Annotated in this window: 18 protein-coding genes and 1 pseudogene; 9 read left to right on the forward strand and 10 right to left on the reverse strand. The window is 72.2% G+C overall.

Features of this window, described 5'->3' with window-relative positions:
- Both OG841_RS11305 and OG841_RS11310 read left to right on the forward strand, forming a co-directional pair.
- Complete coding sequence (locus OG841_RS11305; RefSeq protein ID WP_266558023.1) at positions 1-417, forward strand: DUF742 domain-containing protein; 417 nt, start codon at positions 1-3, stop codon at positions 415-417.
- Positions 404-1006 (forward strand): GTP-binding protein, encoded by a 603-nt coding sequence (locus OG841_RS11310; RefSeq protein WP_328641530.1) that lies wholly within the window; start codon positions 404-406, stop codon positions 1004-1006. The genes OG841_RS11305 and OG841_RS11310 overlap by 14 nt, the downstream gene beginning before the upstream one ends.
- A 38-nt stretch (positions 1007-1044) precedes the next feature.
- On the opposite strand, the gene OG841_RS11315 is transcribed toward OG841_RS11310, so the two are convergent.
- The 3 genes from OG841_RS11315 to OG841_RS11325 are packed head-to-tail and all read right to left on the reverse strand — an operon-like array spanning position 1045 to position 3541.
- Entirely contained in the window at positions 1045-1713 is a 669-nt protein-coding gene (locus OG841_RS11315; protein ID WP_328641529.1) for an ABC transporter permease, read from the reverse strand.
- Complete coding sequence (locus tag OG841_RS11320) at positions 1710-2399, reverse strand: ABC transporter permease (RefSeq protein WP_328641528.1); 690 nt, start codon at positions 2397-2399, stop codon at positions 1710-1712. The genes OG841_RS11315 and OG841_RS11320 overlap by 4 nt, the downstream gene beginning before the upstream one ends.
- On the reverse strand, positions 2399-3541 hold the full coding sequence (locus OG841_RS11325) for an ABC transporter ATP-binding protein (RefSeq protein WP_328641527.1): 1143 nt from the start codon (positions 3539-3541) through the stop codon (positions 2399-2401). Before OG841_RS11325 ends, OG841_RS11320 begins: the two co-directional genes overlap by 1 nt.
- A 268-nt stretch (positions 3542-3809) precedes the next feature.
- Here OG841_RS11325 and OG841_RS11330 point away from each other — a divergent pair, with 268 nt between their 5' ends.
- Positions 3810-5897, forward strand: a complete 2088-nt coding sequence (locus OG841_RS11330) for an ArnT family glycosyltransferase (RefSeq protein WP_371564725.1) — start codon at positions 3810-3812, stop codon at positions 5895-5897.
- Positions 5898-5969: 72 nt separating this feature from the next.
- On the opposite strand, the gene OG841_RS11335 is transcribed toward OG841_RS11330, so the two are convergent.
- From OG841_RS11335 to OG841_RS11345, 3 genes are read right to left on the reverse strand one after another with little or no spacing between them, the layout of a single operon-like run.
- Complete coding sequence (locus OG841_RS11335; protein WP_328641525.1) at positions 5970-6695, reverse strand: FAD:protein FMN transferase; 726 nt, start codon at positions 6693-6695, stop codon at positions 5970-5972.
- Positions 6696-6704: 9 nt separating this feature from the next.
- Positions 6705-7409: an FMN-binding protein gene (locus tag OG841_RS11340; RefSeq protein ID WP_371564727.1), complete on the reverse strand. Its 705-nt coding sequence runs from the start codon at positions 7407-7409 to the stop codon at positions 6705-6707.
- 10 nt (positions 7410-7419) lie between these two features.
- The gene (locus OG841_RS11345; protein ID WP_328641523.1) at positions 7420-8760 is read right to left on the reverse strand and encodes a ferredoxin reductase family protein; all 1341 of its coding nucleotides are present in this window, start codon (positions 8758-8760) and stop codon (positions 7420-7422) included.
- A 153-nt stretch (positions 8761-8913) separates the two neighbouring features.
- On the opposite strand from OG841_RS11345, the gene OG841_RS11350 reads away from it, so the two are divergent.
- From OG841_RS11350 to OG841_RS11360, 3 genes are all read left to right on the forward strand, one after another.
- The gene (locus OG841_RS11350) at positions 8914-9603 is read left to right on the forward strand and encodes a response regulator transcription factor (RefSeq protein WP_328641522.1); all 690 of its coding nucleotides are present in this window, start codon (positions 8914-8916) and stop codon (positions 9601-9603) included.
- The gene (locus OG841_RS11355; RefSeq protein WP_328641521.1) at positions 9600-11057 is read left to right on the forward strand and encodes a sensor histidine kinase; all 1458 of its coding nucleotides are present in this window, start codon (positions 9600-9602) and stop codon (positions 11055-11057) included. The genes OG841_RS11350 and OG841_RS11355 overlap by 4 nt, the downstream gene beginning before the upstream one ends.
- 70 nt (positions 11058-11127) lie before the next feature.
- A complete protein-coding gene (locus OG841_RS11360) occupies positions 11128-12129 on the forward strand; it encodes an NAD-dependent epimerase/dehydratase family protein (RefSeq protein WP_328641520.1) in 1002 nt (333 codons plus the stop codon).
- Between the two features lie 93 nt (positions 12130-12222).
- On the opposite strand, the gene OG841_RS11365 is transcribed toward OG841_RS11360, so the two are convergent.
- Positions 12223-13335: a sensor histidine kinase gene (locus OG841_RS11365; RefSeq protein ID WP_328641519.1), complete on the reverse strand. Its 1113-nt coding sequence runs from the start codon at positions 13333-13335 to the stop codon at positions 12223-12225.
- Positions 13336-13338: 3 nt separating this feature from the next.
- The gene (locus OG841_RS11370) at positions 13339-14052 is read right to left on the reverse strand and encodes a response regulator transcription factor (RefSeq protein WP_266558053.1); all 714 of its coding nucleotides are present in this window, start codon (positions 14050-14052) and stop codon (positions 13339-13341) included.
- Positions 14053-14155: 103 nt separating this feature from the next.
- On the opposite strand from OG841_RS11370, the gene OG841_RS11375 reads away from it, so the two are divergent.
- From OG841_RS11375 to OG841_RS11385, 3 genes and pseudogenes are all read left to right on the forward strand, one after another.
- Positions 14156-14866 carry a glycosyltransferase family 2 protein gene (locus tag OG841_RS11375; RefSeq protein WP_371564732.1) on the forward strand — a complete coding sequence of 237 codons (711 nt, stop codon included), beginning with the start codon at positions 14156-14158 and terminating at the stop codon, positions 14864-14866.
- On the forward strand, positions 14863-15471 hold the full coding sequence (locus OG841_RS11380) for a TIGR04282 family arsenosugar biosynthesis glycosyltransferase (protein WP_328641517.1): 609 nt from the start codon (positions 14863-14865) through the stop codon (positions 15469-15471). Before OG841_RS11375 ends, OG841_RS11380 begins: the two co-directional genes overlap by 4 nt.
- Positions 15468-16547 (forward strand): annotated as a pseudogene (locus OG841_RS11385) (methyltransferase domain-containing protein); the annotation flags it as partial. The gene OG841_RS11380 and the pseudogene OG841_RS11385, both read left to right, overlap by 4 nt.
- 176 nt (positions 16548-16723) lie before the next feature.
- Here the strand turns inward: OG841_RS11385 and OG841_RS11390 are convergent.
- Together OG841_RS11390 and OG841_RS11395 are read right to left on the reverse strand one after the other, a co-directional pair.
- The gene (locus OG841_RS11390; protein WP_328641516.1) at positions 16724-17161 is read right to left on the reverse strand and encodes a hypothetical protein; all 438 of its coding nucleotides are present in this window, start codon (positions 17159-17161) and stop codon (positions 16724-16726) included.
- Positions 17161-18387, reverse strand: coding sequence for a molybdopterin-dependent oxidoreductase (locus OG841_RS11395; RefSeq protein ID WP_365115437.1), 1227 nt, complete (start codon positions 18385-18387; stop codon positions 17161-17163). The genes OG841_RS11390 and OG841_RS11395 overlap by 1 nt, the downstream gene beginning before the upstream one ends.
- Positions 18388-18495: the final 108 nt, after the last annotated feature.

Raw genomic sequence — 18495 nt, forward strand, 5'->3', positions numbered from 1 at the left:
ATGGCGGACGGCAGCACGCCTCCGAGCTCGGAGCCGGGCGGTCCCGTGCCCGCCGTACGGCCGTTCCTCGTCACCGCCGGCCGGGTGGCACCCGATCCGTCCGGCCGGACGATGCCCGTCGAGACCCAGGTGGTGGCCACCGCCGAGGGACTCGCCGTGCTCGACCGGCTCGCCTTCGAACAGCACGACATCGTCGCCGCGTGCCGTATACCGCAGTCCATCGCGGAGATCGCGGCCCGCCTGCGGCTGCACCTGAACGTGGTGCGGATCCTCGCCGAGGACCTGCGCACGGCGGGGCAGCTGACGGTGCACGTGCCCGACACCGACGTCACCCACGACGCCTCCGTCCTGCGCAGGCTCATCGACGGCCTGCGTGCCATCCCCGACTCCCGAGGGGTACTCCGTGACACCGACTGAACCGGCCACCCGGCCCTCGGCCGCGCCCTCCGGCGCCGTACGACCGCCGCTGCCGGTCAAAATGGTGATCGCGGGTGGCTTCGGGGTGGGCAAGACGACCGCGGTCGGCTCGATCTCCGAGATCGAGCCGCTGACCACCGAGGCCGCCATCACCGAGGTCGCCGCGGGCGTGGACGACCTCAGCCACACCCCGCGCAAGACCACGACCACGGTCGCGATGGACTTCGGCTGCATCACCGTCGACCCGACCCTGAAGCTGTACCTGTTCGGCACGCCGGGGCAGGAGCGCTTCGGCTTCATGTGGGACGACATCGTCGAGGGCGCGCTCGGCGGCCTGGTCATCGTCGACACCCGTCGCCTCGACGACTGCTACGCCGCGGTCGACTACTTCGAGCACCGGCGGATCCCGTTCGCGGTCGCCGTCAACGCCTTCGACGGCAGGGTCGAACACACCCTGGACGAGGTCCGCTGGGCCCTGGACGTCAACGACCGCGTCCCGGTGATCGTCTTCGACGCGAGGGAGCGCGGTTCGGTCCGCGACGCGCTGCTGGTCGTACTGGAACAGGCGTTGGCGCGCACGGAGGCTTGACGGGGCCGGGGGGAACCGCAACTCCCCCGGCCCTTCGCCTAGTTGCTCCTGAGCACGCCGCGCGAGACCGTGAGCCGGGTGACCCCCCAGAACAGCGCCAGCGTCGCCAGCGCCATCAGGGCGACCAGCGCGGCGCCGCCCACGACCTTCTCGTAGTTGCGCTGGTACAGGCCGTCGACGATGTAGCGGCCGAGGCCGCCCAGGGAGACGTACGCGGCAATCGTGGCCGTCGACACGATCTGGATGGCCGCCGACCGCAGTCCGCCGAGAATCAGCGGAAGGGCCACCGGGAGCTCGACCCGGAAGAGCACCTCCACGTCGTGCATGCCCATCCCCCGGGCCGCGTCCACCGGGGCGGGGTCCACCGACCGCATCGCCTCGTAGGTGGTGACCAGGATCGGCGGCACGGCGAGCACGACCAGCGGGATCATCACGTTGATCAGCCCGAACCCGAGCGACAGGGTCATCAGCACCAGCAGACCGAAGGTGGGCAGGGCCCGCCCGGCGACGGCGATGAAGGCCAGCGCGTTGCCGCCCCGCCCGTAGTGCCCGGTGGCGAGCCCCACCGGCAGCCCGATCGCCGCGGCGATGGCGAGGGCCTCCAGGGTGTACTGGACGTGCTCCCCCAGCCTCGTGGGAATCCCGTCGTAGCCCTGCCAGTGTGCGCTGTCGCTGAAGAACGCGTTGATGAAGTTGAGGATGTTCACCGGGCGGCGACCTCCGGTTCGGGCCGCTCCGCGCGCCGCGCACGCGCGCCGCTCGGCATCCACGGCGTCAGAAGCAGTCGTACGACGACCAGCAGCCCGTCGGCGAGGATCGCGAGGACCGCCATGGTCAGCACGGCGTTCACGGCGAGTTCGGGCCGGTTGTAGATGTTCGCGTCGTTGATGAGGTTGCCGAGCGCCCCCTGGTTGCCGATGAGCGCGCCGACACTGACGAGGGAGATGCTCGACACGGTCGCCACCCGCAGCCCCGCGATGATGGCGGGCACGGCGATCGGCAACTGGACCTGGACGTAGCGGCGTACGGGTCCGAAGCCCATCGCCGTCGCCGCGGCGATGGTCTCCTGCGGCACCGAACGCACGCCGTCGACGATCGCCGGGACCAGGATGACCAGCGTGTAGACGGTGAGCGGGATCATCACCGTGAGCTCGGTCTGACCGGTGTAGTCGATGAGGACCACGAAGAAGGCCAGCGACGGGATGGCGTACAGCACGGTCGTCACCCACAGCACCGGCGGGTACAGCCACCGGAGGCGCACGCACAGCTGGGCGAGCGGCAGGGAGATCAGCAGTCCCGCGAGGACCGGCAGCCCGGCCTCCCGGACGTGCAGGCCGACGAGACCGAGCCAGCTGTGCTGGAGGTCGCTGGGGATGTCGAAGAAGCCGTCCATCAGCCGACCTTGGAGTCCGGGACGGAGGCGTCCGTACGGCCCTGCGCGTGCGCCCCGCGGATCGCCTCGCCGATGGCCTGCTGGGAGACCACCCCGGCCACCCGCCCCTCGGCGTCGACACCGACGGCCCACCCGGTGGGCGAGAGCACGGCACAGTCCAGTGCGGCCCGCAGCGAGTCCGTACCGGCGACGAACGGCCGCCCGTAGGGCAGCAGTTGCCCGACGTCGACGCTCCCGGCGGTGAGGTCTCGCGGCTCGCTCCAGCCGAGGGGCTTGCCGTCCACGTCGGTGACGAGGAGATAGGGGGCCTCGGCCGTCTCCCGGGCGGCGATCTGCTCGGCGGTGGCGTCGACCGCGACGACCGGTCCGGTGAGCAGTCGCAGGCCCGTGGCGGGGAAGAAGGACAGTCGCCGGATGCCGCGGTCGGTGCCGAGGAAGTCCTCGACGAACGCGTCGGCGGGGCTGGAGAGCAGTTCGGCGGGCGGCGCGTACTGGGCGAGCTTGCCGCCGGTGCGCATCACGGCGACCATCGTGCCGATCTTGACGGCCTCGTCGATGTCATGGGTGACGAAGACGATGGTCTTGCCCAACTCGTCCTGGATGCGAAGGAGTTCGTCCTGGAGGCCCTTGCGGACGACGGGGTCGACGGCCGAGAACGGCTCGTCCATCAGCAGGATCGGCGGATCGGCGGCGAGCGCCCGCGCCACACCGACGCGCTGCTGCTGTCCGCCGGACAGCTGGTAGGGGTACCGCTGGGCGAGCGAGCCGTCGAGCCCGACGCGCTCCATCAGCTCCCGCGCCCGGGTTCGCGCCTTCTCCTTGCCCCAGCCCAGCATCCGGGGCACGGTGGCGATGTTGTCGACGATCGTGCGGTGCTGGAAGAGACCGGCGTTCTGGATGACGTACCCCATGGACCGGCGCAGCGTGTTGACCGGCTGCTGCCGGCTGTCCTTGCCGTCGATCAGGATGGTTCCCTCACTGGGCTCGACCATCCGGTTGATCATGCGCAGGGTGGTCGTCTTGCCGCAGCCCGAGGGACCGACGAGGACGGTGATCGAACGGTCGGGAATCTCCAACGAGAGCCGGTCGACCGCCACCGTGCCGTCCGGGTACCGCTTGGTGACTGAATCTATCCGTATCAAAGCGCCGAATACCCTTCGGGTCTGGCAGAAGTTGTCCGCATTCGGCCAGTCCGGAAGGCCGTCCGGCAGAGTCTAGACGGCTTGTGTTGCGGACGTTCGAACGGCGTCCCGAGCTGCGGACGCGATCCCGGCCGTACGGGGCGAAGCGGCTGTGGGCACCCTGTGAGTTCCCTGATTCTCATCCTTCGTTCAGTGAAGCCACAGGGATCACCCAGCCCCGGGCCCGAGGGTCATGACAACCACCGCTCGGAGACCTGGAGTACGTGCCATGACGACCCTCGCCCCACCGCCCGCGCCGACCACCCAGGACGGCCGGCACCGGGCCGCGCCGCCCGCCGCGCGCAGCCGGCTGCGCGGACTGTTCACCGGTCCCCCGGAGGATCCGCGCTGGGCCCGCCCCGCTCTGTGGGCGATCCTCGTGCTGGCCACGGCCCTGTACGCCTGGAACCTGTCGTCCATCAGCGGCAACACCTTCTACAACGCGGCGGTCTACTCCGGCACCAAGAGCTGGAAGGCGTTCTTCTTCGGCGCCCTGGACTCGGGCAGTTTCATCACGGTCGACAAACCGCCGTTCGCGCTGTGGGTGATGGGCCTCTCGGCGCGTGTCCTCGGGTACGGCACCTGGCAGTTGATGCTGCCGATGGTCGCGCTCGGCACCGGCTCGGTGGCCCTGCTGTACCGCATGGTCAAGCGGGACTTCGGCGCCGTCGCGGCCACGATCGCGGCGCTCGCGCTCACCCTCACGCCGATCACCGTCGCCATCACCCGGGACACCAACCCCGACCCGGTCCTGGTCTTCCTGATGCTGCTCGGCGCTGCCGCGCTGATGAAGGCCGTGCGGACCGGGCGGCTGCTGCCGCTGGTGTGGTCCGGGGTGGCGATCGGCTTCGCGTTCAACACCAAGATGATGCAGGCCTACGTCGTCCTGCCGGTCTTCTTCCTCGTCTACCTCTGGGCCGCTCCCTTCGGCCTGGGCCGGCGGATCCGCCATCTCGCCGTCGGCACCCTCGCGCTGGTCGTCTCCAGCGCCTGGTGGATGGTGGTCGTCGACCTCATTCCGGCGTCCTCCCGGCCGTACATCGGCGGCTCCACCGACAACACGGTGTGGGACCTGGTCATCGGCTACAACGGCTTCGGCCGGATCTTCGGGGCGAGTTCCTCGGTGGGCTCGCAGGGCAACGGCGCCAGTTTCGGCGGTGAGGCAGGTCTGTACCGGCTGTTCAACAGCATCATGGGCGGCCAGATCTCCTGGCTGATCCCCTTCGCGCTCGTCGCCCTGATCGGCGGTCTGGTGCTGCGCGGCCGGGCCCCTCGTACGGACGCCAAGCGGGCGGCGCTGCTGCTGTGGGGCGGCTGGTTCGTCCTGCACTACCTGACCTTCGCGCTCGCCGAGGGCACCTTCCACCCGTACTACGTCACCGCCATGGCGCCCGGCATCGCGGCTCTGGCCGGTATCGGCGGCGTGATGCTGTACCGGGCCTTCCGGGAGGGTGCGGCGGCGGTGGGGGTCCCTCCGCGCGAGCGAGTTCGAGCGTGGGGGAGGGCGTGGGTGCTGCCGGCGGCGATCGCGGGCAGCACGGTGTGGGCGGTCGTCCTGCTCCAGCGGGTCTCCGGCTCCGGGACGCTGTACACGGTCGCCGAGGTCGTGGCCGGGGTCGCGGGTGCGGTCGCCGTGATCGGGCTGCTGCTCGGCCGGTTCACCGGGCGGCAGCGGCTGACGGGCATCGCGGCCCTCGCGGCGGTCGTCGCCCTGCTCGCCGGTCCCGCCGCGTACTCGGCGTCGGCCGCCACCGCCGGCACCAACGGCACCAACCCGACGGCCGGTCCGAGCACCGGCGGCATGGGCGGGGGCGGGGGCATGGGCGGGGGCCGGCGGCCCAGTGGGAGCGGCGGCCCGGGCGGCGGCACGGGCACGAGCGCCGGCGGCAGCGCACCGAGCGGCTCCAGCAGCTCCAACGCCAACTCCAGCTCCAGCTCCGGCAGTCAGCCCACGGGCCAGTCCGCGTCCGGCCGTACCGCCGGAGGCATGGGCGACACCCAGGTCTCCTCCGCGATGATCTCGTACCTGAAGAAGCACCAGGACGGCGCCACCTGGCTGGTAGCGGTCGCCACCGACCAGACCGCCTCCTCGATCATCCTGGAGTCCGGTGAGCCGGTGATCTCCATGGGCGGCTGGTCCGGCTCCGACAACGCCATGACCCTCGCCAAGCTGAAGAGCCTGGTGAAGTCCGGAATGCTGCACTACATCGTCGTCGGCGACAGCGGCCAGGGCTCCTCGAACTCCGAGATCTCCACCTGGGTCAAGAAGAACGGCACGGCGGTCTCCGCCTACAGCGGCTTGTACCGCCTGGGCTGACCGGCGCGTGGACACGCGGAGAGCGGGCCGCAGGTGAACAGAACCGGCGGCCCGCCCTCGTGACGTGTCCTGTCAGGGCACGGCCGGAAAGCCCGGCGTACGCAGCACCTGGCGCTCCGCGTCCACCGCGAAGACCTCACAGCCCGCCAGGGAGGCGGCCCAGTCGACGCCCTCGGGGCCCATGGCGAAAGCCGCCGTGGCGACCGAGTCGGCCTCCGTGAGGGTCGGGGCCACGACGGTGAGGCTGAGCAGGCCGGTTGCCGGGCGGCCGGTCCGGCCGTCGAGGATGTGGTCGCCGCGTTCGTAGCGCGCGGACGTCGCGACCGCCCCGCCGTCGAGCGAGAGGACCGTGCACAGTTTGTCGGCGTGTTCGGGGTGCCGTACGCCCACCCGCCAGGGGCCGCCGGCGGCGACCACGTCACCGCCGGCGTTGAGGACGAACCGCGTCGCGCCGGCCGCTGTCAGCACCTCCGCCGCCCGCTGCACCGACCAGCCCTTGACCACCGCGCAGGGATCGAGACGGTGACCGGGCAGCCGTACGTCGAACGCGCCGCCGGTGGCCTTCCGGTAGTGCTCGCACAGGTCGAGGATCTCGCGCAGGTCCGCGCTCAGCCCGTCCGCGGACAGCTCGCCGCGGTCGTACCGCGACACTTCGCTGTCCTCCTTGAACGGGCTGAACCGGGCGTCCACCTCGCGCAGCCACGCGAAGACCGCGTCCGCCGCCGACTCGGGGACGTCCTCGTCGTCGACCCGCAGCGAGACCGGGAACCCCATGACGTGTTCGACGCGGTGCAGCATGGTCGGTCCTCAGCCCCTCGCGTCGATCGCGGCCTGGAGGGACTCCTTGTAGGCGTCGCTGGTGATGGTCGCGCCGGACACCGTGTCGATGTCCGCGCTCTGCGCCTTGAGCGTCTCGGCCACCAGCACCGGCACGGCGGCCGTCGTCTGCGGGTGGTTCGGCTGCTGGAGCATCTTCACCGCGGTGATCTTCGTACCGACGAAGGTCACCTGGACCTGTACGGGGCCCTTCTCCGTGCTGAGGGCCGAACCGTCGACGGTCTGGGAGGACGCCTCGGAAGCGGACGCCGAGGGCGAGGCCGACGCCGACTTCGCGTTGTCGTCGATCGTGGCCTGGAGGGACTTCTTGTAGGCCTCGCTGGTGATGGTCGCGCCGGACACCGTGTCGATGTCCGCGCTCTGCGCCTGAAGCGTCTCCGCGACCAGCTTCGGCACGGCGGCCGTCGTCTGCGGGTGGTTCGGCTGCTGGAGCATCTTCACGGCGGTGATCTTCGTACCGTCGAAGGTCACCTGGAGCTGTACGGGGCCCTTCTCCGTGGTGATGGTCGAACTCGTGACGACGTTCTCGCCGGAGGTCCCCGACGACGAAGAGGACGAGGTGGAAGGCGCCGGAGTGGTGGCCTGGACGGTGGAGGACTCGGCCGACGGCTGGTAGAGCCACACGGGGACCAGGCCCGCGATGCTCAGGACGACGACAGGTATGGCTCGTTTCACGGTCTGTTCCTCATCCCGCCAGGCTGAAGCGCTCGAAGTGGATCTGCGGCCCCGGCACGTCCAGCTCGCGCAGGCTGCCCAGGACCGCCTTCATCATCGGGGACGGTCCGCACAGGAAGACGTCCCGCTCGGCGATGTCGGGCACGAGTCGCGCCAACTCGCCCGCCGCCAGCTTGTCGGGCACCGACGGGCCGGTGACCAGGTGGAGTTCGGCGCCCTTGGCGGTCGCGAGGTCGCGCAGCTCGTCGTAGAGGACGGCGTCCCGGTCGGAGCCGACCCGGTAGATGACGACGGCGTGGCCCTGCACCTCCTCCAGGAGCGCCCGGATCGGGGTGACGCCGACGCCGCCGGCGATGAGCACGGACTCGGGCCGCGTGCGGTGCAGGGCGGTGAAGGCGCCGTAGGGGCCCTCTGCGAAGACGCGGGTGCCGACCTTGACGTGCCTGAGGGCGGCGCTGCCCTCGCCGGCCGCCTTGGCGGTCAGGCGCAGTGTCCTGCCGTCGGGGGCGGCGGAGAGGGAGAAGGGGTTGGCCTGCCACCAGCGGTCGGCGGTCAGAAAGCGCCACAGGAAGAACTGTCCGGCGCGGGCGGGCAGTTGGTCGAGGTCCTTGCCGCTGATGTAGATCGAGACGACGCTGTCGTTCTCGGGCACGACGGCCGTGACCCGGAACTGGTGACGCCAGTTCCGCCACAGCGGGAGCACCGCCCGGCCCAGGACGACCGAGCCGAGGGCCACACCCCACACGCCGTACCAGTACCCGGTGGCGACGGAGGAGGACGTGAAGGTCGTGCCGACGGCGACCTGGTGGGTGAAGGCCAGCACCACGGCGACGTACGTGTACAGGTGGATGAAGTGCCAGGTCTCGTAGGCGAGACGGCGCCGGGCGTACCGGGCGGAGACCGCGCCGACCACGATGATCAGGCAGAACGCGACGACCGCGCGCAGGACGCCCTCGGTGGTCTCGGCGAGGTCGACGATCTCGCCGATCGGGCCCACGTCGGTGCCCTCGGCGTAGCCGAAGCTGATGAAGACGACGTGCGCGAGGAGCGTCCACAGGATGCCGAAGCCGGTCCAGCGGTGCCAGGAGGTCAGCCGGTCCATGCCGATGCGGCGGTCGAGCCAGGGCAGCCTGGCCACCAGGACCAGCTGGAAGGCCATGATGAGCGCGGCGTACAGGCCGGTGAGGCGGCCGAGCACGATGAGCGCGTTGGAGGCGAAGCCTGCCTGGGCGAAGAACCAGGCGACCACGGCCGCGTTGGCGGCCAGCACGGCGTAGAGCCCGGTGCGGGCCACCACCCTGGGGCGTTGTATCGCCGTGGGGGGCGCAGGGGGCGATTGGACGGTCGTCACGGGTCGTAGCTCCTTGATCGGGGCCTCTGGATATCCGAGCTTGTCCGGCGGGAGCTGTCGATTCGCTGTCGTACAACTTTCAAGAGGTTATCGATGTGGCCCGGGTGCCCACCCGGCGATGGCTTTCCGGCCGCTGTGAAGCACTATGAGCGGGTGGAAAAAGTACGACTCCTCGTCGTGGACGACGACCCGCCGATCGCCGATCTCGTGGCGACGGTCGCCCGCTACGAGGGCTGGGAGGCGGTCACCGCGAACTCCGGTGAGGAGGCGCTGAGCCGCGCCGCGGAGTTCCGTCCCGACATCGTCGTGCTCGACCTCATGCTGCCCGACATCGACGGCTTCGGCGTCCTGGAGCGGCTGCGGCGCTCGGGCACGATGGTGCCCGTGGTGTTCCTCACGGCGCGGGACGCGGTCGCCGACCGGGTGGCCGGGCTGACCCGGGGCGGGGACGACTACCTGGTCAAGCCGTTCGCGGTGGAGGAGCTGATGGCCCGGCTGCGGACCGTGCTGCGGCGCAGCTCCGGGCCCGGCTTCCAGCGCTCGGTGCTCTCGGTCGCGGATCTCACGATGGACGAGGACACCCGCGAGGTGCGCCGCGGCGACAAGCTGCTCACCCTCACCCCGACCGAGTACGAGGTCCTCAGGTACCTGATGCGCAAGTCGCCGACCGTGCTGACCAAGGCGCAGATCCTCGACCACGTGTGGGAGTACGGCTTCGGCGGCCGCTCCAACGTCGTGGAGCTGGTCGTCAGCCGGCTGCGCCGCAAGCTGGACGACACGGGCGAGCCCCTGATCCACACGGTGCGGGGCTTCGGGTACGTCGTCCGGCAGGCGGCCGAATGAGATCCGTTCTCGGCCGCCTGCGTTCGGCGTACCGGAGGATGCGGCTCGGTACCCGTCTCGCGCTGGGACTCGGGGCGGTTGCCCTGATGGTGTTCGCGGTGGTGGGCACCGCGCTGACCACGTACATGCGGGACTATCTGTCGGCCCAGCTCAACGAGCAGCTGTCGCTCGCCCAGGTCGCCCAGTCGAAGAGCATCGCCGAGTCCGGCACGCTCACCGGCAAGAAGTACTGGAGCTGGTACTACGCGGTGTACGACGTCAAGGACGGCATCCCGCGGCTGCGCACGCCCGAGGACCCCTCCGACCTGCCGGAGGACGTCGACGCGTTCACCGGCGTCGCGAAGGCGCAGGCCGCCGCGCACACCGAGGTCCTGGCCACCGAGCACCTGAGGGGTCAGGGCGAGTACCGGCTGCGCGCCTGCGAGGTCGAGCCCGGTGTGGTCCTGGTGAGCGCGGCTCCCATGGACGGCATCGACGCCACGGTACGGCGGCTGATCACGGTCCAGGTCGTGGCCTTCGGGCTCGCGCTGCTGGCTCTCGTGGTGGTCGGCCGCAAGCTGCTGCGCCGGGGCCTGAAGCCGCTGAGCGACATGACGCACACCGCCCACGGCATCGCCCTGCACGACCTGACCGAGTCGGCGGCCCGGCTGCCGCTGCGTGCCGACAAGCGGGGCGGCGGTCCGGAGGTCGAGGAGCTGCGGACGGCGTTCAACACCATGCTGGAGCACATCGACGACTCGCTGGCGGTCCGCGCGGAGGCCGAGCAGCGGCTGCGCCGGTTCGTCGCGGACGCCTCGCACGAGCTGCGCACCCCTTTGATGTCCGTACGGGGCTACGCGGACCTCTTCCAGTACGCCGCCGCGAACGCCCCCGAGGAGCGCGACAAGCACCTGGCCCGGCTGCGCGCCGAGGCCGCCCGCATGGGTTTCCTCCTGGACGACCTGCTGCTGCTCGCCCGCCTGGACGCGGCGGAGGTGGAGACGCCGCTCAGGCCCGTCGAGGTGGACCTGGTGGAGCTGGTGGAGCACGCGGCCGACGCCTTCCGCGCCAGTCACCCGGACCGTCCGCTGACGGTGACGCCGGGGCCCCTGGCCCTGAAGCTGCGGCTCGATCCGCAGCGTGTCCGCCAGGTTCTCGACAACCTTCTCACCAACGCGGCCATGCACACTCCGCCGGGCACGGCGGTCTCCGTCGGGGTCCGCGTGCGGGACGGCCGGGTGCAGGTGCGGATCGCGGACGCGGGTCCCGGCATTCCGGCCGCCGACCAGGAGCGGGTCTTCGACCGCTTCTACCGCGTCGACAAGGCCCGCAGCCGGGACCGGGGCGGCAGCGGCCTGGGCCTCGCGGTGGCGAGGTCCCTGGTCCGGGCGCACGGCGGCACCATCGAGCTGGCCGCCGGGCCCGGCTCGACCGTGTTCACGGTGGCGCTCCCGCTGAGCCTCACGCGACCGTGAGTCTTACGAAGCCGTGACGTGACGGGCGCGGTCCGGCCGTCCGGGCAGCTCAGGGCCCTAGCGTGAGGGCATGCGCGTACTGGTCACCGGCGGTGCCGGTTTCATCGGGTCCCAGATCGTCGAGGCGCTCGTGGCACACGGTCACGAGCCCGTCCTGTACGACGTCCGGGCCGACCCGGCCTCCGACGTACGGGACCCCGACGCCGTCCGCCGCGCCCTGACCGGGGTGGACGCGGTGTGCCATCAGGCGGCGATGGTGGGCCTGGGCGTGGACTTCGCCGACGCCCCGGAGTACACCTCCCACAACGACCTCGGCACGGCGGTGCTGCTCGCCGCGATGGCCGGGGCGGGGGTACGGCGGCTCGTGCTGGCCGGGTCGATGGTGGTGTACGGCGAGGGCCGCTACACCTGCGCCCGGCACGGGACCGTCAGGCCGGGCCCGCGAGTTGTCGCCGACCTGGACGCGGGGCGCTTCGAGCCGCCGTGCCCGGTGTGCGGCGCGGACCTCTCCCCCGGCCTGGTCGGCGAGGACGCCCCGGTCGATCCCCGGAACGTGTACGCGGCGACCAAGCTCACCCAGGAGCACCTGGCGGCGTCCTGGGCGCGGGCCACGGGCGGGTCGGCGGTGGCACTGCGCTACCACAACGTCTACGGACCGGGCATGCCCCGCGACACCCCGTACGCCGGCGTCGCCTCCTTCTTCCGCTCCGCGCTCGCCCGCGGCGAGGCCCCGCGCGTCTTCGAGGACGGCGGTCAGCGCCGGGACTTCGTGCACGTACGGGACGTGGCCGCGGCCAACGTGGCGGCGCTGGAGGCCGGTTCGAGGGACGGCGCGCTCACCTCGTACAACACCGGAAGCGGCGAACCGCACACGGTGGGCGAGATGGCCCGCGCGCTGGCCGGGGCCCACGGCGGGCCCGAGCCCGTGGTCACCGGGGAGTACCGCCTCGGGGACGTACGGCACATCACGGCGGACTCGGCGCGGCTGCGCGCGGAGCTGGGGTGGAAGGCGGCGGTCGGATTCGCCGAGGGAATGCGGGAGTTCGCGGGCGCGGGCATGCGGGGCGCGTAGCCCGCGGTGGACCGGTGGTGCCACCCCGCGAAAGAAAGCGGCCGCGGGGCGGCACCACCTCATACCCGACAAGCGGGCCGAGGGTGTCTTCGGTCAGAAAACGGCTCCCGGCAGGAGCACCTCGAAGCGGCATCCGCCGGGGACGTTGCGGACCGTGGTGCTGCCCTGGTGGGCTTCGACGATGCCCCGGACGATGGCGAGCCCAAGACCCGCCCCGGCGGGCGGTGTCCGGGCGTGCGTGCCGCGCCAGCCGGTGTCGAAGACGCGGGGCAGATCCTCCTCGGGGATGCCGCCGCAGCCGTCGGTGACGGACAGGACGACCCCGTCGGCGCGGTACTCGGCGGCCACCGCGACGGTCCCGTCGGCGGGTGTGCGGCGGATGGCGTTGACGAGGAGGTTGCCCAGCACGCGGCTCATCTCCTTGCTGTCCACCTCGACCGGCACGGCGGCCACCCGGTCGCCGACCAGCCGTACGCCGTGTTCGCGTGCCAGGGGGTCGGCGCCCGCGAGGGCGTCGGAGACGAGGTCGTACAGGGAGATCCGGCTCGGGCTCAGCGCCAGCGTCCCCGCGTGGATGCGGGAGAGTTCGAAGAGGTCGCCGACCATGCCGTTGAGGCGTTCGACCTCGGTGCGGATCTGCCTCAGGTAGCGGGCGGGGTCGGCGGCGACACCGTCCTCCAGGGCCTCGGACATCGCGCGCAGGCCGGCCAGCGGGGTGCGCAGGTCGTGGGAGATCCAGGCGACGAGTTCACGCCGGGAGGACTCCAGGGCACGTTCCCGCTCCCGGGACTCGGCGAGCTTGGCGCTGGTGGCCTCCAACTCCCGGCTGAGTTCGGTGAGTTCGGCGGTCGTGGGCCCGCCGGGTGAGGTGAAGTCACCGCCGTCGCCGAAGGAGCGGGCGGCGAGCGCGAGGGCCCGGCTGCGGGCGGCGACCCAACGGCCGAGCAGCAGGGCGGTGGCCAGGGAGACCACGGCGGCCATCAGGACGACGGTCGTGACGACGCTCAGGTCGTGCCCGGACAGGAACATGGCCTGGGCGACCGCGAGGGTGCCGGCCAGCATCGCGGTGATGCCGACGGCGGCGACCACGGTGAGGTGCAGGGAGAGCGAGCGCCGCCGGATCAGCAGCAGCACGCACGCGCCGAGGAGTCCGGCCGTGACGGCGCCGAGGAAGGCGTAGAGGGCGATGAGAAGTGTGTCGCGCACGGGTCACACCTCCGCGGGTGAGCCGTCGAAGCGGTAGCCGACGCCCCACACGGTCTGGATCAGGCGGGGCCTGGCCGGGTCGTCCTCGACCTTGCCCCTGAGCCGGCGCACATGGACGGTGACGGTCGACAGGTCGCCGAAGTCCCAGCCCCACACCTCGCGCATCAGGTCCTCGCGGCTGAAGACCCGGCCGGGGTGCCGCAGGAAGAAGGCGAGGAGGTCGAACTCCCGGATGGTGAGGGCGAGTTCGGTGCCGTCCTTGAGGGCGCGGCGGGCCGCCGGGTCCATCGAGAGTCCGGCGGCACCCAGGTGACCGGACGGCTGGGAGGGCCGGGAGCGGCGCAGCACGGACTCGACGCGCAGGACCAGTTCGCGGGGGCTGAACGGTTTGGTGACGTAGTCGTCGGCGCCGACCTCCAGGCCCAGGATGCGGTCGTCCTCGTCGCCGCGCGCGGTGAGCATGATGACCGGGACCGGCCCGCGCCCCCGCATCCGGCGGCACACCTCCAGGCCGTCCATGCCGGGCAGCATCAGGTCCAGGACCACGAGGTCCGGGCGGTGGGCGGCGGCGCGGGCGAGGGCGTCGGGGCCGTCGGCGGCCCGGTCCACGAGGTATCCGGCCCGGTCGAGGTAGCCGGCGACCACTTCGGCGACGGTGGGGTCGTCGTCGACGACGAGGACCCGGGGCCGGGTCTGTGCGTACTGCTGCTGCTCCATGCCGCAAGCCTCGCACCACGCGTGCGCATGTGCCGCCCACGGCCTCCGACGTCCTTGTTTCGTAAGGAGCCGGAGTCGGGTTCGTCCGTTTTGCGCTCGTAGGGTGAACGTCGTGACGACCCCTTCCCCAAACGAACCGGCGACGTCCGTGGACGTCGTGCTGCCCTGTCTCGACGAGGCCCGGGCCCTGCCCTGGGTGCTGGAACGCATCCCGCCCGGCTGGCGCGCTCTTGTCGTCGACAACGGCTCCACGGACGGCTCGGCCCGCATCGCCCACGCCCTCGGCGCGACCGTCCTCCGTGAGGAGCGGCGCGGTTTCGGCGCCGCCTGTCATGCGGGACTGACCGCGGCCACGGCCGACATCGTGTGCTTCTGCGACTGCGACGCCTCGCTGGACCCCTCGGACCTGGTGCCGTTCGTGGGCGAGGTGCTGGCCGGCGAGGCGGACCTCGTGCTCGGCCGGCGCCGTCCGCAGGCCCGCGGTGCCTGGCCGCCGCACGCCCGCGCGGGCAACCTCGCGCTCGCCCGGCTGCTGCGCCGCCGCACCGGTCTGCGCCTGCACGACCTGGGCCCGCTGCGCGCCGCCCGGCGCGAGCCGCTGCTCGCCCTCGGCCTCACGGACCGGCGCAGCGGCTACCCCCTCCAGATGGTGGTGCGGGCGGCCGACGCGGGCTGGCGGATCGCCGAGCACGACGTCCCGTACCGACCGCGTACCGGTGCCTCCAAGGTGACGGGCACCTGGCGGGGCACGTGGCAGGCGGTGCGGGACATGAGCCAGGTCCTCTCCGAGTCCGAGACGGGGGTGCGGGCGTGACCACGCTGCTCGTCATCGCCAAGGAGCCGCGGCCGGGGCGGGTCAAGACCCGGCTCACCCCGCCGTTCACCCCCGAGGAGGCGGCCGCGCTGGCCGAGGCGTCCCTCGCGGACACCCTCGACGTCGTGGCCCGCACCCCGGCCCGCCGCCGGGTCCTGGTCCTGGAGGGCGCGCCGGGCCCCTGGCTGCCGCCGGGCTTCGATGTCGTACGGCAGTGCGCGGGCGGCCTCGACGAACGGCTGGCCGCGGCCTTCGCGGGCTGCGACGGCCCGGCCCTCCTCATCGGGATGGACACGCCCCAGGTGACTCCGGAACTGCTCACGGTGGACTTCGCCGACTGCGAGGCGTACTTCGGGCCGGCCGAGGACGGCGGCTTCTGGGCACTGGGTCTGGCGCGACCGGATCCGTCCCTGCTGCGCGGGGTGCCGATGTCGACACCCCGGACCGGAGCGGCCCAGCGCGCCCGCCTGAGCGGCCTGCGGGTACGGCAGTTGCCGCCGCTGCGGGACGTGGACACGGCGTACGACGCCGAGCTGGTGGCCAAGGCGGCACCGGGCGGACGGTTCGCGGCGGAGCTGGAACGACTCGCGGGGGCGGGGCGATGAGGGGGCCGGGGGTCGACGTCGCTGCACGGATCGCGGAGGCGGGGCCCCTGCGGGCGGACGGCGAGAGCGGAGCCGGCCCCGAGTCGCGCGGCGAGGCCGAGAGCCCGCGGCGGAGCGGGATCGGCCGGCAGCGAGACGCCGACCGAGCACCACGAGAACCGAACCTGACCCCCACGCCCGGCACCGGGCCACCCGGCACGAACACGCAAGCCCGAGCGGACAGCACCGAGCAGCGGCGACAGCCGGCCACGGCCACCGCGACCGACACACGTGCCGGAGCCCGACCACCGGGCCCCGGCACGGGCTCCCAAACCGACACCCCACGGCCGCAGACGCACAACCACGAGCAGCGACGGAAGCCGGCCACGGCCGCAACGACCGACACCCGGCCCGCACCCCGACCGCCCGGACCCGACACCGGCGCCCAGGCCAACAACCCACGGCCGCCGACGGACAACCACGAGCAGCGGCGACAGCCGGCCACAGCCGCAACGACCGACACCCGGCCCGGACCCCGACCGCCCGGACCCGACACCGGCGCCCAGGCCGACACCCCACGACCGCCGACGGACAGCTCCGAGCGGCGACGGAAGCCGGTCACGGCCGCCGCCACCGGCACACGGACCGGGGCCTGGCCGCATGCCACGGACGCCCCGTCCCACGACGGCACCTGGTCCGCCGACCCCTATGCACAGGCCCTCCGCACCGGTCAGGGCCCCCTGTTCCTGCGCCGCTCCGACGGATGGCTGCTGCTGCTCGAACTGGAGCGGTGGTGCGCGGCCGCGGATGCCGCGGATCTGGAGGTGTTGCGGCGCTGCGAGGGCGCGGTGCTGGATGTCGGCTGTGGTCCGGGGCGGCTCGTCGCCGCGCTCGGTGCCCGCGGCCGGCGGGTGCTCGGCATCGACGTGAGCGAGGCGGCCGTCGCACGGACCGTCGCGCTCGGCGGGCAGGCCCTTCGGCGGTCCGTCTTCGAGTCCTTGCCGGGCGAGGGCCGCTGGGGCACCGCGCTGCTGATCGACGGCAACGTCGGCATCGGCGGCGACCCGCCGGCCCTGCTCGACCGGATGTCCCAACTCCTCGCCCCAGGAGGACTGTTGATCGCGGAGACGGTCACCGACCCGGACGTCGACGAGCGGGTCCAGGTGCGGGTCACCGATGCCCGGGGAGCCACCGGCAACCCGTTCCCGTGGGCCCGGCTCGGCAGCCCGGCCCTGCTGCGGCACGCGCCCCGCACCGACTGGGCACCCGTGGATCAGTGGACGGCGGGCGGCCGTTCCTTCGTGTCCCTGCGCCGCCGTACGACGAAGACCACCGCCGAGCCACCGAACAGCACGGCCGTCACCAGCAGCCAGCGGGCCAGGAAGCCGTCCGGTGACAGGCCGGTCGCGGAGGCGTAACGGTCCGCGACCTGCCCGCTGATCAGCGGGAACCACACGAGCAGGAGCAGGAGAGAGAGGGCGGCGGGGACCCGCACGTACAGCACGTGCCGCCCCGCCGTCTTCACGAGCGCCCGGTCCGCCGCCGCGTACAGCGGCAGCAGCACCACGTCGTGCACCACGGCCGCCCCCACGAACCACAGCGCGACTCCGAACCAGTCCCCCGCGAGGAGCCGCACCCCCGCGTATCCCGCGAGGGCGAACGAGCAGACGAGCAGGAGGAGTTGGAGAGGGTTGCCGAGAGGGATCCGCATCACAGGTCTCCGAACGTCAGCCGGGCCACCCACTTGGTGTTGAGCACACCGGGCGCCGCGGGCACGATGATCCGGGCCGGGTGGCCGTGGTCGGGGGTCAGGTCCTCGCCGTTGACGGACAGAGCCAGCAGGGACCGCGGATCGGCGACCTGGTTGGCGCGCAGGGCGGCCCGCCGGAAGGCACCGTGCCGTTGCAGCGACTCCACGAAGACGTCCGGCGGATCGTCCTCGTACCCGACGAGCGCCGCGAGGTCCCGCAGACGTACCCCGCGCCACCACTGATCCGAGGTGGACCATCCCTCCACACAGGCGATGGGCAACGCCGAGCTGTGCAAGGGAAGTCGGAGGAGTTCCGCGCGGCCGAGCCGGACGGTGCGCCCCGCACGCCCCACGACGACGAGCCGCCAGGCCTCCTCGCTCGTCTCACCCGGATCGATCCCCGCGTATGCGGCGGTCTTGTTGATCTGGAACCCTCCCGGCCCGGAGCCGGGTTCGGCGCCCCCGTGCGGGGCGAGCAGGGCGGTTCTGCGGAGTACGCCGTCGAAGCTCTGCCCGGCCGTGGTGACGAACAGCAGCAGCGAGCCGCTCCCGACGAACCAGAGGGCGCCGCGCCGGGACACCGTCGGCCGGGCGGGGTCCGGAGAGACCAACTCGGTCTTCTCCTCACGGAGTTGGCGCAGATTCCGCCAGGCGAGCGGCATCTTCAGGACGGCATGAGCGACGAACGCGCTGAAGAACACCCACGCCCCGTAGAAGTGCAGGGGATAGAAGGAGCCCGGGAAGACGTAGTCCAACTGGACGTTGAGCACTCCGGTCACGAACTCGAACAGGGCGCCGCCGACGAGCAGCAGCAACGAGAGCCGTTCCAGGGCGTGCGCGAGGGACCGCGCGGGCGGCAGCGTGAACAGCTTCGGTACGACCGACCACAGCTTGGCCAGCAGGACGGGGATCAGGGTGATGCCGAGGGTGACGTGGACGCCCTGGTTCAGCCGGTACAGCCAGTGCGGGTCGGTCGGCCAGGAGAAGAGGTAGAAGCCGAGGAGGCCCTTGTCCGGGGTCTTGTCGTTCACCGGCGAGAGGTCCGGGTTGTAGGCGGCGTACGACAGCAGCCCTGTCACGAACAGCAGAGTGATCCCGCCGAGGAGGACGACTCCGAGGACCGAGGTGAGCCAGGGGCCGCGCAGCGGACTGCGCCAGAAGGAGGGTGCGAAGGGAGACCGTGCCATGCCCCGACGGTAGGCCCGCGCCACCGGGGAAACGGGCCCGCGAACCATGACGAAACTCTGACGTCCTCGCATGTCAGCCGTCCGGGGGAGGTCGTGCGGCCTAGCGTC

The sequence above is a fragment of the Streptomyces canus genome (assembly GCF_041435015.1).
Taxonomy (GTDB): Bacteria; Actinomycetota; Actinomycetes; order Streptomycetales; family Streptomycetaceae; genus Streptomyces; species Streptomyces canus_G.